General features: G+C 65.0%; 9 protein-coding genes. 4 read left to right on the top strand and 5 right to left on the bottom strand.

The annotated features are described in order from the left end of the window. Window positions 1-73: 73 nt before the first annotated feature. The 4 genes from JKG68_RS27300 to bcsN all read right to left on the bottom strand — a co-directional run bounded on the left by JKG68_RS27300 (window position 74) and on the right by bcsN (window position 7,082). A complete protein-coding gene (locus JKG68_RS27300; protein WP_202065046.1) occupies window positions 74-1,171 on the bottom strand; it encodes a family 8 glycosyl hydrolase in 1,098 nt (365 codons plus the stop codon). Beyond that, window positions 1,168-3,411, bottom strand: a complete 2,244-nt coding sequence (locus JKG68_RS27295; protein WP_202065045.1) for a cellulose biosynthesis cyclic di-GMP-binding regulatory protein BcsB — start codon at window positions 3,409-3,411, stop codon at window positions 1,168-1,170. Before JKG68_RS27295 ends, JKG68_RS27300 begins: the two co-directional genes overlap by 4 nt. Window positions 3,412-3,749: 338 nt before the next feature. Further along, on the bottom strand, window positions 3,750-5,945 hold the full coding sequence (gene bcsA, locus JKG68_RS27290; protein WP_202065043.1) for a UDP-forming cellulose synthase catalytic subunit: 2,196 nt from the start codon (window positions 5,943-5,945) through the stop codon (window positions 3,750-3,752). Window positions 5,946-6,107: 162 nt separating this feature from the next. Then, on the bottom strand, window positions 6,108-7,082 hold the full coding sequence (gene bcsN / locus JKG68_RS27285; RefSeq protein WP_202065042.1) for a cellulose biosynthesis protein BcsN: 975 nt from the start codon (window positions 7,080-7,082) through the stop codon (window positions 6,108-6,110). 358 nt (window positions 7,083-7,440) lie between these two features. Here bcsN and JKG68_RS27280 point away from each other — a divergent pair, with 358 nt between their 5' ends. After that, on the top strand, window positions 7,441-8,628 hold the full coding sequence (locus JKG68_RS27280; RefSeq protein ID WP_202065040.1) for a multidrug effflux MFS transporter: 1,188 nt from the start codon (window positions 7,441-7,443) through the stop codon (window positions 8,626-8,628). 7 nt (window positions 8,629-8,635) lie between these two features. Here JKG68_RS27280 and JKG68_RS27275 read toward each other — a convergent pair whose 3' ends face one another. Next, window positions 8,636-9,532 carry a LysR family transcriptional regulator gene (locus JKG68_RS27275; protein WP_202065038.1) on the bottom strand — a complete coding sequence of 299 codons (897 nt, stop codon included), beginning with the start codon at window positions 9,530-9,532 and terminating at the stop codon, window positions 8,636-8,638. A gap of 143 nt (window positions 9,533-9,675) precedes the next feature. Between JKG68_RS27275 and JKG68_RS27270 the strand changes: the two genes are divergently transcribed. The 3 genes from JKG68_RS27270 to JKG68_RS27260 all read left to right on the top strand — a co-directional run bounded on the left by JKG68_RS27270 (window position 9,676) and on the right by JKG68_RS27260 (window position 13,287). Next, window positions 9,676-10,863 carry an acyl-CoA dehydrogenase gene (locus JKG68_RS27270; protein WP_202065037.1) on the top strand — a complete coding sequence of 396 codons (1,188 nt, stop codon included), beginning with the start codon at window positions 9,676-9,678 and terminating at the stop codon, window positions 10,861-10,863. Between the two features lie 14 nt (window positions 10,864-10,877). Further along, window positions 10,878-11,684, top strand: a complete 807-nt coding sequence (gene dapB, locus JKG68_RS27265; RefSeq protein WP_202065036.1) for a 4-hydroxy-tetrahydrodipicolinate reductase — start codon at window positions 10,878-10,880, stop codon at window positions 11,682-11,684. Window positions 11,685-12,099: 415 nt separating this feature from the next. Next, entirely contained in the window at window positions 12,100-13,287 is a 1,188-nt protein-coding gene (locus JKG68_RS27260) for a CaiB/BaiF CoA transferase family protein (protein WP_202065035.1), read from the top strand. The last annotated feature ends 383 nt before the right edge of the window (window positions 13,288-13,670 follow it).

Below are 13,670 nucleotides of genomic sequence, written 5' to 3'. Positions count from 1 at the left end.
CTCCAGTTTGCAGCCTTGGATCAAATTTCGACTGAAGCGGGAATCCCTCAGGTCACCTGAATGTCCACACGCCTTAGACGCATTGCGGATATTTTTCACCGAGCAGGGACTTCGTCAGAAGATACAGGGTCGATGGATAATAGAGGCTCGGCTCGAAAGCCTTCAGCGCATCGGGAACCGGTGTTCCGTCAAGCGCACAGGCGAGGGCCGCGGGCAGAATGGCGTAGCCCTGATCGGTCAGCCGCTCCCGGACCCGTCCGGTGACAACATTGACCACGGCAACCCCTTCGTTATCCGAAGACCAGCGCTGCTTGAGTGCTCTGAGCCACTCCATATCCGTCATTCCTGCCCTTAACAGGTAAAGCGGTATCCTTAAGGAGTTGTAACCGAATTCCGGAGGAAAGCCGTCCGCCGGCTTGGGCTGCAGCCCGTTCTGGAGCGAGATCCAGTCGGCCGGAAGCCGCACCCGGCCAGACGTTGCCTGCCCCAGCAGCATGACCCCATCCCGCCAGACCCGGTTCCATTCGTATTCCGGGGCAAGGGCCGCCAGCACCGGAAAAGCCTCGAACACCCAGTAGGAGAGGTTGACCACCGGGCCGTCCGGGCGGTCGCCTGCGCCGAAGCCTTCGGCCCCGGGCAGGAGAATCATGGACCTGCCGCTTTGGCCGAAGGCGCTCTTGCCGATGGCTTTGGCCAGCTTCTGCGCGGCCGTGGTGTAGCGAGGCTCCTGCCAGGCCGCTCCCGCTTTCGCCAGGGCATAGGCGATGAGGAGGTCGCCGTCGCTGGCGTTGTTGCGGTCCGTGACCCGCGGCTTGCCGTTGGGGTCCCACTTCCAGGCCGCCAGCCCGTCGTCCCGGATGAGCAGTTCCGTAAAAGTGAAGTTCCAGATCTGCTCGAAGGAGCGCCGGTCGGCCGCCGCAAGCGCAAGCAGCAGTCCGTATCCCTGGCCTTCGCTGTGGCTGATGTAGCCGTTGGCGTTGTCGACAACCCGCCCGCTGTCCTCGACGAAACGGGAGCGGTAGGCCTCCCAGTCGGCGGCCGAAAGCGTTCCCGTCACTTTCAGCGGCTGGACGGAGAGGCTTTGGGTGGAGGCCGCCTGGATCATGAGAAGGAAGAGCGCGGCGCAGAGCCATGGCAGGAGCTGGGCCGGCCGACGCGTGCTGAACGTCATGACCGACGTCCCAGACGGCTCAGGAGAAGGGCGGTGGCGATGCCGAGGAAGGTGCAGCATGCCAGCATGAGCAGGGCATATTGCAGGATGTTGGCCGACATCCAGTTCGCCGCGACCAGGCGCAGGTTGGTGAGAGACGGGGGCTGGGTCTGGATGAAGCGGTAGTCGTTGATAGGCTCGACCTGCAGCTTCATCTCCTGCGGCTCCAGGGCGATAGCCCGGCCTGCGACCTGGGACCAGAGCATCGGGTTGGCCAAACGGGCGGTTTCCTCCGCCAGGGCCCGGTCCGTGCGCGCGGTCACCAGGGTCCAGACGCCGGAGGTCTCGGTCCGGCTCTGCGCCATGACCAGGGAGGCCCGCTGCGGCGGCTCATAGGGAGCGTCGCGGTGCTCCTCCAGGGACAGCGAAGCAAGGGAGAGGCTGAAGGTTTTCTCCAGCCAGTCCTGAACCGCCCCAACGGTCTGCTGGATGATGCCCCGCCTCTGGAAGGTCTCCGACCAGCGCTTGCGAACCTCGTCCGTGGATGCAGCGGCCGTCTGGTGCGGGGAGGCCTGAGCCACGGGCATGCTGAAATCCGCGCTCGCCATCTGCTGCCCGCTCCTGTCGCCCGACATGGGCGTCGAAGGCCAGACCATGCGCAGGTGCTCTGACACCTTCACCCGGTTGAGCAGACCGGCCGGAATCTGATCGACGGCCCCGATGAAGAGCACCGACTCGTCCTCGGCGGAGGCGGCGTTGGAGAACTGCGCACGCACGGGGATGCCGGCGCTGCGCGCCATGCGGGCAAGCAGCGTGCCGGCGGCGGAGTAGTTCAGGGAATCGAGCCGGGACAGAACGATCGTCGTCGGAAGATCCTCGTCAGGGAAGCGGCCCGCGCTCAGGACCGCGAGATCGGGCAGGCGCCCGATGCGGCCGTAGGCCGGGAATTCCAGGGTCGTGGTGTCGAACAGAACGAAGCGGTTCGTCTCGGAGAGCGTTTCGCCCGGTGCGCAGCGCTCGTCCGCATCGGTCAGGAGCGAGGCTTCGACCGTGATCTGGTTGATGCCGGACTTGAAGTTCTTCAACGGCAGCCTGACGGTGTACCGCCGGACGATGTCGCCTTGCGTGGTGATCGTCATCCGCGTGCCGATCATGCCGTTCACGAAGATGTCCACATGGCTGCCCGGCCGGACCGCCGCCGTATAGGCCGCGTCCAGGTGCAGCACCGCCTCGCCGTATTCGGTCGCATAGAAATCGGGAGGGAGATTGACCGCAAACCCAACCTTCAGGCGGCGTCCGGAAAATTCCTGGGTGGGGACGCCCAGCTCCGAGAAGCGGAAGGACTGGCCGCCGAATGCGGTGGGAACCTCCGGCCAGAGCCACGAGGCGGTATCGATCATGCCCCGCTCGAGATTGACGGGGTTGACGGCCTGAGCGCCGACGATGCCGATGGCCGTATCGAGGTCCTGCCAGGTGGGGCCGGACACCACCAGGGTCGACCCCACGGAGCCGGCCTCCTGCATCATCATCGTCAGCGGCTGCACCATGGCGGCATCCGGCACGCCCGGCACAAGCCCCCGCAGTTCACCCGCCAGCCCCATGGCCACCTTGATCGTGCCCACGGGAGACGGACCGGGATCGGATTCCACCACCTGGATCACCGGATGAGCATAGCGTCCGCGAAGGGCAACCATCTGAACGAGGCGCAGCAGGCGGTCGCGGATCTCGGGCCGATAGATCTTGGGCGCGACCACCCGGATCGTCGTCGCGCCGGCGTTGTCGACACCCACGGCCGGCAGATCCTCCAGGCTGCGAAGCGTCTTGGTGGCGCCTTCCGCGAAGACGAGCCTTGTCGATACCGAGTCCACGTCGGTCCACAGCTCGTAGGTTGCCGTGGTGGTGCAGTCCGTCCGATGACGCTGCATGGCTTCCATGCGGATGATGTTCTGGCCGGGGCGCAGGAGGCCGGGTCGGATCGCTGCCGTGATGCGCTTGATGTCGTTGGGCGAGGAGATCGGCGTATCGACGACCGACTCCCCGTTGACGGCAACTCTCAGCCGCGAGCCCTCCGGCATGACAACGACGGCATTCTTGTAGCCGATGGAGATGCTTGCGCCGCTCGATGCCTCGTCCTGGGTGAGGTGAAAGGTCCAGGATCTCGCATCCGTCTCTCCGTCGAACCGGATCGCCTCGAAAGGAAGGATCGGCCGCTCGATCCGCGCCATGTTGCGCGCGGCCGTGGCTCCCGTTGCGGTGGGCATCGGCGGCTTGGCGGGAACGGGGGGGCTGCCCGCAGGGGAGTGGCGTTTCCTGGAGCCGCGCGTTGCGGACCCATCTCGAAGGGCGTTGCCGTGCTCGGGGGCATTGCGGGCTGGGATGCCGCGGGCTTGGCGGGCGCAGCGCCGGACTGACCCATGTCAAACGGAACGGCCGGGGAGGGCGGCTTTGCGGCCTCCGGCTCAGCCGGACGTGTGGCTGAGGGAGTGCCCGGCGCCCCGGGCGACATGCTGAAGGGGGCGGCCTGTCCCAAAGCAGCGCCTGCCCCCAGCGTTTCGAAACCCAGCAGAAAGAGGATCAGAGGCAGACGCACGGCGCACCTTTACTTGACGGCTGGAGAGATCGAAGGAACCGGAGGACGGGATCCGCCGATCCGCTGCAGGCCGAAGAAGTAGGAGAGGCCCCGTCCTGTTTGATAGAACGCGACCATGAAGAACCAGATCGTGCCTCGAAGAACGCCGATGTCATGATGCCGGTTCTTCTGAAACTCGCTCCACTGGTCCGCATTGGCGAACACGAGGTCGGCGATCAGCCTGCGATGCTCCGGCTTTTCGATCATGAAGCGGCAGCCGAGCAGCAGGCCCTTGTCGTCCATGCCCACCTTGCGGATTTCGACCGGCAGATGCTGGACGGGAAGATTGGAAAAGGGCTGGAACTCGAGAGTGCCGGCTGCGCCGCGCTTCAGGCTGGGCTCGGCCGATGGGGGCACGTGAAGCCTTGCGCCGCCGACGGACACGTCCTTGAGCATCGCGTCGATGACCTCGGTGCCCATGACGAAGCGGCAGGGCCGCTCGACCCGAACCCGGTGGCTCTGCCGCCGGCTGGCGCGCTCCGACACCACGCCGAGAGCGCAGCCGGCGATGACGAGATTGAGCACGTTCCAAGCCCCCGTCACGAGGGTCAGGTCGGCCTTGTAGGGCTCCGCCCAGACGCGCACGCCCGTGGCGACGACCCCCAGAACCAGAATGCCGAAGATGATGAAATACGGGGTTCCGAGCTCCGAGACCCGGCTTTCCTCCATGCTCTCGTTCTTGGACGTCACCTTGAAGGTCGGCTTGCTCGGATTGGCGACCACGGACAGCACGGCCGGGAGCAGATAGATGGTCTGGATGTACTCGTACAGATCCGAGATCCAGGGCCAGCGATAGCGGCCATAGAGATAGTTCTGCATCATGAAGTTCACCATCATGTAGGTGAACGTATAGGCGAGAAATTCGCCTCCCGAGGCCGTGAAGATCTCGAGAGAGAAGAACAGGTAGCAGAGCGGCGAGATGAGGAAGCAGAACCGGGAGAAGGGAAACAGCCAGAACAGGGTGCTCGACATGTAGCACAGGCGCTGCGACAGCTTCAGGCCCCGCTTCAGGGGCGGAAACTTGTAGCGCAGGATCTGCATCATGCCCTGGGCCCAGCGGGAGCGCTGGCCGATGAAGCTGGCAAAGCTGTCCGGCTGAAGACCCGCAATGAGGGGCTTGTCCACATAGATGCTGGTCCAGCCGCGGGAATGCAGCTCAAGGGCGGTTTCGCAATCCTCGGTGATGCTGACGCCGCTGAAGCCGTTGGTTTCCTGCAGGGCCTCGCGGCGCAGAACGGCGGCCGAGCCGCAGAAGAAGGCCGCGTCCCATTTGTCCAGGCCGCGCTGGATCACGCCGTAGAACATTTCGTTCTCCAACGGCATGGTCTGGAACGTGCTGAGATTGCGCTCGAGGGGATCCGGATTGATGAAGAAATGCGGCGTCTGGACCAGAAACAGGTTCTTGTCGATGCTGAAGTAGCCCACCGTCTCGGTGAGAAAGCTCCGCGCCGGCGCATGGTCGGCATCGAAGACGGCCACGAGATCGCCGGTCGAGTGCTCCAGGCCGTTGTTGAGGTTGCCGGCCTTGGCATGGAGGTTGCGCGCCCGGGTCAGGTACTTGACCTCGAGCGAGGCGCACAGGGCCTGCAGCTCAGCCCGGCGCGCCCGCGCCTCCTGGGCCTTGATGATGTCCGCCGAGTTGCATTTCTCGTCCGTTCCGCCGTCGTCGAGAAGCCAGACCGTCACCTTGTCGGACGGATAGGTCATGGCCTTTGCGGCCGCCAGGGTCGTGGCCAGCAGGTCGGCGCCCTCGTTGTAGCTGGGCACGAAGACGTCGACGGTGGGCAGGTTGTGCGGGTCGATCTGGGGGGCTTTTCGCGAGCGCATGGGGCTCGACACCACGAAGAGGCTCAGGAACAACATCATCACGCTGTACATCTCGGCCAAGTACAGCAGAAAGCCCGGGATGAAGTTCGCAACCTCGGTGATCGGCGGAATGGTGCTGGTGGTGCGCCAGAAGACGTAGCGCAGGACGATCGCCGTGCCGAGGGCCAGGGCGATCAGCCGCCAAATCCCCTGCGCCCGGAAGAACTTCAGGATGATCATGCAGGCCACGACGGTCAGGCCCGCGACGAGATGCGCTTGAAGGCTGATGGGCAAGGCGACCAGCGATATGATCAACGCCGCCGCCACAGCCCAAAAGGCCACGATAAGACCTGCCCGCATCTGCCCAAGTTCTCGATTTAAGTGTTTGTTTGATGAAGCACGCTTAATTCAAGACTTATGCGAGGTCTATTTATATATTGATAATGTTGCTTAGGCCTAATGTCACATTGGCGGCAGAACTACGATGTAACTAAGTATCGTATTAAATGCTGAACTTGGCGGTTACTGGCCCGGTGGGGATGGAACCACCGGATATCCGCTTGGCGGCGCCGTCTCTGTCGGCGCCGGGATCTCCGGCGCGGTGGGCGCGACCGTGTCCTTGTCGACGAACCGTCCCGGCCGTGGGGCTGAGGGTGCCGCACGGCGGGTCTCGACTGTCAGGCTCCGTTCGCGCGAGACCGTGGTGCCCGCGCCGTTTCCGAGCCCCAGCGGGTACATCGGAGCATCGATCTGCCCGAAATTGGCGGGCGGTGACGGCGGAGAGCCGTAAGGATTCCAGGACTCGGACAGGTAATAGGCTGCGATCGTATAACCGTACATGACGCGCAGGAGCTGCTCCACGCTGGCATCCGCATCGCACAGGCGCAGGCGGACCGAGATGGCTCCTCCGGGGACGAAGACCGCAGGCTCGTTGGGCTCGATCTGCTGCCAAGCGTAAAGGCACAGGTCGCCGCTCGACGACCGGCCCGTGGCAAAGCCGAACGGCCCGAACTTGTTCTGCACGTAGACCAGGGAGGTTTGCATCTCCACGCCCGGAATCCGCTCCTCCATCTCCGACTGGATCCTGTCAGGGGTCAGGGAGCGGAGGGTCAGGGTCTCCGTTGCCCCCTCAGGGCTCGAGGCGTTGTTCAGCAGGCTCACGTAAAACGCGTTCTGACCCGTGGTGAGGGAGGCCGTCGACAGGGCGATCTCCTGGGACACGCCGTTTTGATAGGAGCGCTGAAGAACGGCCACGACCGACGGTCCTCCCGGCGGGGGCACGATGATGGCCCGCGTCGCGGGAACCTCCGACATCAGGGTCGCGTAGCCCAGCTCGGAGCGTCCCGCGCAGGCCGATGCTCCCATGAGAACGGCCGCAGCCGCAAGAAGCTTCAGGCCCGTGCCGAAACCGGCTGGGTGACGACGCGCGGATTCGGGGCATGCTTCGGGACGGGAGGCGCCGAAGCTTGTCTGATTCCGAGGCGTCTGAGTGGCCATGAAGAACCTGGAAACCCTTATGTTGGACCAGTCCAGAAGGAGGCAGTCTCGCGTGAGGGACGAAATGCCCTGAAGCGGACTGGCCCATTCAGCTGCACGTTTAATCAGCTATGACCATTCATGGTTAACGAACCGTAAGCGTCGAGACTGGGCCGGATTATAGTCCTCCGCTTGCCGGGGGCAGGCTTGACCTGATCCTGAAACGGCATAGAAGCAGGGCTTGCGACCATCAGTGCGTCATGGTCCGGCTTGCTCTCCGGAGCCGTTTTTCATCTGCGTTCCCAGACCAGCTCCTTCGAGCGTCCAGGGTGTTTTCCCAATCCCGGCCCGGGTGCCGGGGCTACGAAAGCCTTTCCTCATGAAGTCCGTCTTCCTGCGCAATGCGCTTGTGCTCGGCATGCTCTCCGCCATCGGGCCCTTTGCCATCGACATGTATCTGCCCGCCTTTCCGGCAATCGCCCGTGACTTGCAGGTCGACGTCAGCGCCGTGCAGATGAGCCTGATGAGCTTTTTCCTGGCCATTGCGGTCTGCCAGATCGCCTATGGGCCCCTCTCGGACCGCTTCGGCCGCAAGCCGCCGCTGTATTTCGGGCTGGCGCTTTTCGTGCTCGCCGGCATCGGCTGCAGCTTTGCTCCGAACGCCGAGACCCTTATCGTCCTCCGGTTCCTGCAGGGCGTCGGCTCCTGCGCGGCCATGGTCATTCCGCGCGCCATCATTCGCGATCTGCATACGGGCCATGAGGCGGCCCGGCTGATGGCCACCACGATGCTGGTCTTCAGCGTCTCGCCGATCCTGGCTCCCCTGGCCGGGAGCGCTCTGACGGAGTTCCTCAGCTGGCGCGTCATCTTCTGGGCGATTGCCGCCATCGGCCTCGGCGGACTGGCGGTCGTTCTGTTCCTCCTGCCGGAAACGCATAAGCCGAGCGAGGGCCGTGGAGGCGTCGCTCAGGCCTTTGCAACCTACAGGAGCCTCCTGAAGGATCGGCGGTTCCTGGGGCTCGCCTTCATCGGCGGCTTCAGCCAGGCCAGCTTCTTTGCGTACCTTGCGGGCTCCTCGGTGATCTTCATCGAGCACTACGGCCTGTCGCCATCGGCCTACAGCATGGTCTTCGCGTCGAATGCCATCGCGTTCATCGGCAGCGCCCAGTTCAACAGCGTCTTCATGCGCCGCTTCGGGGCGGAACGGGTGGTGCGCACCGCGATCTCGGGCTTCGCGGCTCTGGTGAGCCTGCTGTTCGGGCTGACGGTGCTCGGCGTTGACAACGCCTACATCCTGTGGGGTCTGCTCTTCGTGTCCTTCGGCTGCCTCGGCTATGTCATCCCCTCGACGGCGGTGCTTGCGCTCGAGGAGCACGGCCCCGTGGCCGGCACGGCGTCCGCCCTCATGGGCACCCTGCAGCTCAGCACCGGCGCCGTGATGATCGCTCTGGTCAGCGCCTTCTACAACGGAACGTCCCTCTCGATGGTCAGCGCCATCGTGGTCTGCGGGCTGGTGGCGCTGACCTTGAGCTTCAGGACCATGAAGCCCAAACGGGTTTATCCCTGAAGAGAGGCTATCCCTGACGGATCTGCTCCATGATCCAGTCGCGGAAAGAGCGCAGCAGCGGCGTTTCCGCCTTGTGCTCCGGGTAGACGAGGTAATAGGCGCCGCCGCTGGCGAGGCTCTTCGGGAAGAGAAGCTCGAGACGGCCGGAGGCCAGCTCGTCCGCAATCAGGAAGTGCGGTATCAGCCCGGCGCCGAGGCCTGCCGCCGCCGCCTGCGCCACCATGGCGAACTGCTCGAAGCGGGGGCCGCGCAAGGGGTTGCCGGCCTCCACGCCCGCGCTGGCGAACCACTCGGCCCAGGCGGTGGGGCGCGTGCTCTGCTGGAGCAGGGTGGCGCGGGCGAGGTCCCCTGGTGAGCGGATGCCTTCCCGCTCACGATAGGCCGGGCTGCAGACCGGCACGACCTCCTCGGTCCGCAGCAGTTCGCACACCGCGCCCGGCCAGTGCGGCTGCCCGAAATGGATCGCCGCATCGAAGGGTTCCGTGGCGAAATCGAAGGGGACGAGACGCACGCCGAAATTCACCGTCGCGCCCGGGTGGCGGGCAAAGAAATCGGGGATGCGGGGGATGAGCCAGCGCGTGCCGAAGGTCGGCAGGGTGGCGAGATTCAGCACGCCGCTGGTGCCGGACAGCGCAATGGCCTGATGGGTGGCGTCGGAGAGCTCCGACAGGGTGCCCCGCACCTGGGAGGCATACATGCGCCCCACATCGGTGAGCACCACCCGCTGCCTGGAGCGGCTGAACAGGGAAACGCCGAGGGATTCCTCGAGCTGCTGGATCTGGCGCGAGACGGCGCTCTGCGTCAGGTTCAGCTCCTCGGCGGCGCGCGACACGCTGCCGTGGCGGGCGGTGGCCTCGAAGGCGAGGAGATTGCCCACATTGGGCAGGAAGCCGCGACGGAACACGGGTTCATTCCATATAAGAATAACCTGCTGCGAAGATGTCGATTTACATTTGCCCTGTCCAGCGCGATTTTACGCCTCAAATTCAGGAGGTTTGCCGGTGGTTCTCCGGCAGATCCTGTCACTTCATGGGAAGGATGACTGTCATGGCCGAACTCGCGAAGCTCACATGGGAGGATCCGCTCCTTCTCGACGACCTTCTCTCCGACGACGAGCGCATGATCCGCGACACCGCCCGGGCCTACGCCCAGGACAAGCTCCTGCCGCGGGTGATCGAGGCTTACCGCGAGGAGAAGACCGACCGCGCCATCTTCAACGAGATGGGCGAGCTGGGGCTCCTCGGCGTGACCCTGCCCGAGGATTACGGCTGCGCCGGCGCTTCCTATGTGGCCTACGGCCTCGTGGCCCGGGAGGTGGAGCGGGTCGATTCCGGCTATCGCTCCATGATGAGCGTGCAGTCCTCGCTGGTCATGTACCCGATCTACGCCTATGGCTCCGAGGAGCAGCGCCGGAAGTACCTGCCCAAGCTTGCCTCCGGCGAGTTCGTGGGCTGCTTCGGCCTCACCGAGCCCGATGCGGGCTCGGATCCTGCCGGCATGAAGACCCGTGCGGTCAAGACCGACGGGGGCTATCGCCTTTCCGGCTCCAAGATGTGGATCTCCAACTCCCCCATCGCGGACGTGTTCGTGGTCTGGGCCAAGTCCGAGGCCCATGACAACCAGATCCGCGGCTTCGTGCTGGAGAAGGGCATGAAGGGCCTCTCCGCCCCGAAGATCGGCGGCAAGCTGTCCCTGCGCGCCTCCATCACCGGCGAGATCGTCATGGACAATGTCGAGGTGGGCGAGGATGCGCTGCTGCCGAACGTGCAGGGCCTCAAGGGCCCCTTCGGCTGCCTGAACCGCGCCCGCTACGGCATCTCCTGGGGCTCGCTCGGCGCCGCCGAGGATTGCTGGCACCGGGCGCGCCAGTACACCCTCGACCGCAAGCAGTTCGACCGGCCGCTCGCCGCAACCCAGCTCGTGCAGAAGAAGCTCGCCGACATGATGACCGAGATCACCCTCGGCCTTCACGCCAGCTTGCGCGTCGGCCGTCTCTTCGACGAGGGCCGCGTGGCCCCGGAGATGATCTCCCTGGTCAAGCGCAACAACTGCGGCAAGGCGCTGGAGATCGCCCGCATCTCCCGCGACATGCACGGCGGCAACGGCATCCAGGAAGAGTACCACGTGATGCGCCACGCGCAGAACCTGGAGACCGTGAACACCTATGAGGGCACCCACGACGTGCACGCCCTCATCCTGGGGCGCGCCCAGACAGGCCTGCAGGCGTTCTTCTAAGAGAGGGCACCGGCATGGCGCTTCGGATCACGCTCGCGGGATCGACCGGCTGGGTTGGCAAGGCCCTCGTGGCGGCGATTGCCGCGTCCGACGATCTCGTGCTGGCGGGCGCGGTCAGCCGCAGCGCCGCAGGGCAAGATGCGGGCGAGGCGGCGGGTCTCCCCCGCCTCGGGGTTTCGATCAGCGCCACGCTGGAGGAGGCGCTCGCCGCACCATCCGATGTGGTGATCGACTACACCAAGCCGAATGCCGTCAAGGCGCATGCCCTGACGGCGTTGGCGCAGGGGCGCCATGTGGTCGTCGGAACGTCCGGCCTCTCGGCCGAAGATTACGCCGACATCGACCGGCACGCGCAGCAGGCCGGGCGCGGCGTGCTGGCCGCCGGCAACTTCTCGATCACCGCGACCCTGCTGCGCCGCTTCGCCCTCGAGGCCGCCCGCTTCGTGCCGGATGTGGAAGTCATCGACTACGCCTCGGCCAAGAAGCCGGACACCCCGTCGGGAACGGCCCGCGAGCTGGCGGAGCTCCTGAGCGAGGCGCGGCAGGCCGCCACCTCGAAGCCCGTGGAGGAGCTGACCGGCGTTCGCGAGACCCGGGGCGGCGCCCTTGGCGCAAGGGAGCCGGTGCAGGTTCACTCGCTGCGCATGCCGTCCTTCGTCCTGTCCTGCGAGGCCGTGTTCGGGGCCGACAACGAACGCCTCGTGATCCGGCACGATGCCGGCTCGTCGGCTGCTCCCTACGTGGCCGGCACATTGCTGGCGGCGCGTCGCGTCGGCTCGTTCACCGGCCTCAAGCGCGGCCTCGACGCGGTCATGGATTGAGTTGCGTGAAACTGCTTGCGAGTTCCGGATACATGTATCGGTTCTGTAGCCATTTGCCGAAAGGCAGAGCATGTCTCTCGATCACAGCATTGCTGAGTGCGTTATTTCCCTTTGCCTCGGTTTGGGATAGCGCGCAGGCCGATGAGCCAAACCCACAATCACAGCGCCAAACACCACAGTACACAGTGGCTTACTCCTCAGTGAACGCGGTGTGTTGGCTGGACATGACGGTCTGTGAAGCACCCGATGAGGTTTTCTGTGATCTTGAGACGCACGGGATTCCAGAAACGATCAATGGCAGGCAGGTTCTTGCAGCTAAGACTCGCAAAACATCGGAATGCATGCGGCGAGAAATCTTGTCTAGCTTCCAGAATAGCATGCACGACTCAATCACCTACAGAAGAGGTGCGCGCCCATGACTGATAGTCCAGCTCGCCCCCTGGCAGGCCTCAAGGTTCTCGAACTCGCGCGCATTCTGGCAGGCCCGTGGGTCGGCCAGCTTCTCGCCGATCTCGGCGCGGATGTGGTGAAGGTGGAGCGGCCGGGCGCGGGCGACGACACCCGCGGCTGGGGCCCGCCCTTCATCGAGGGCGCTGACGGTGAAGACCTTTCGGCCGCCTACTTCCACTCCTGCAACCGCGGCAAGCGCTCCATCGCGGCCGATTTCGAGACGCCCGAGGGCCAGGACCTCGTCCGCAGGCTTAGCATGCATGCGGACATCGTCATCGAGAACTTCAAGGTCGGGGGCTTGCGGAAATACGGCCTCGACTACGAGAGCCTGAAAGCCGTCAATCCGCGCCTCGTTTATTGCTCGATCACGGGCTTCGGCCAGGACGGGCCCTATGCGTCCCGCGCCGGCTACGACTTCATGATCCAGGGCCTCGGCGGCATCATGGACCTGACGGGCGATCCGCAAGGCGAGCCGCAGAAGATCGGCGTCGCCTATGTGGACATCTTCACCGGCGTCTACTCGGTGGTGGGCATCCTGGCCGCCCTGCGCCAACGGGACCGGACGGGAGAGGGCGCGCATCTCGACATGGCGCTCCTCGACGTGCAGACGAGCGTCCTGGCCAATCAGGCCATGAACTATCTGGCCTCGGGACAAGCGCCCCGGCGCATGGGCAATGCGCATCCCAACATCGTGCCCTACCAGGTGTTTCCGGTCGCCGACGGCCATGTGATCGTGGCGGTTGGCAATGACGGGCAGTTCGCCCGCTTCGTGTCCGTTCTGGGAAGGCCCGAACTGGCGCAGGACGAGCGCTTCAGCACCAATGCGGGCCGCGTCGGCCATCGCGCCGCGCTCGTGCCCCTGCTCACGGAGCTCACGCTTCAAACGACCAGAGATGCCCTGCTGGCGGCCCTGGAGGGCAAGGGCGTTCCGGCCGGTCCCATCAACACGGTGGCCGATGTGTTCGCCGATCCGCAGGTGATCGCGCGAGGGATGAAGATCGATCTTCCCTCGCCCCTCGCCAGAGGCGGGGCCATCCCGTCCGTGCGCTCGCCCATCGTGATGAACGGGCAGCCGATGGCGGCAAGCCGTCCCTCGCCACGTCTTGGGGAGCATACCGAAGAGGTTCTGAGCGATCCGTCCTGGATGGCCTGAGCCTGGCCGAACGCCGCTGGCCCTCTGCCGGGTTCGCTTCACGAGGGAATGACGGCTCGGCCATCTGTGCTATCCCCGGCGAGCGTAGCGAGGGAAGGGGATCTATGGTGCGGAGGGTGTGGGTGGATTCCCTTCCCCTCCAGCGGCTCCGCCGCTTCCAGCCGGGGATGACACGGGAGGGAGCACCACGAGGTCAGCGCCACGGTGTCATCCCCGGCGGCCGCAGGCCGGGAAGGGGACCCACTCACAGGCTCATCGCCATGAATCCCTTGTCGCTGCATGACAGCGGCTCGATCCGTCCATCCCTCAGAGCCTGTCCGAGTGAAATTTGAATCCGAGCAATGACTTGTGATTCACTGGTTGGCGCCGATTTGCGGAGGCGC

Origin of the sequence: Microvirga aerilata (assembly GCF_016743775.1) — a bacterium.
In the GTDB taxonomy this organism is placed as follows: domain Bacteria; phylum Pseudomonadota; class Alphaproteobacteria; order Rhizobiales; family Beijerinckiaceae; genus Microvirga; species Microvirga aerilata.
Note: the sequence above shows the minus strand (reverse complement) of the source record. Positions and strands in the feature narration are given on the sequence as shown.

Excerpts from the sequence above, each read along its gene's own strand:
- JKG68_RS27300 (WP_202065046.1), bottom strand. The coding sequence starts at position 1,171 with ATGACGTTCAGCACGCGTCGGCCGGCCCAGCTCCTGCCATGGCTCTGC.
- JKG68_RS27295 (WP_202065045.1), bottom strand. The coding sequence starts at position 3,411 with ATGCCCACCGCAACGGGAGCCACGGCCGCGCGCAACATGGCGCGGATC.
- bcsA (WP_202065043.1), bottom strand. The coding sequence starts at position 5,945 with ATGCGGGCAGGTCTTATCGTGGCCTTTTGGGCTGTGGCGGCGGCGTTG.
- bcsN (WP_202065042.1), bottom strand. The coding sequence starts at position 7,082 with ATGGCCACTCAGACGCCTCGGAATCAGACAAGCTTCGGCGCCTCCCGT.
- JKG68_RS27280 (WP_202065040.1), top strand. The coding sequence starts at position 7,441 with ATGAAGTCCGTCTTCCTGCGCAATGCGCTTGTGCTCGGCATGCTCTCC.
- JKG68_RS27270 (WP_202065037.1), top strand. The coding sequence starts at position 9,676 with ATGGCCGAACTCGCGAAGCTCACATGGGAGGATCCGCTCCTTCTCGAC.
- dapB (WP_202065036.1), top strand. The coding sequence starts at position 10,878 with ATGGCGCTTCGGATCACGCTCGCGGGATCGACCGGCTGGGTTGGCAAG.
- JKG68_RS27260 (WP_202065035.1), top strand. The coding sequence starts at position 12,100 with ATGACTGATAGTCCAGCTCGCCCCCTGGCAGGCCTCAAGGTTCTCGAA.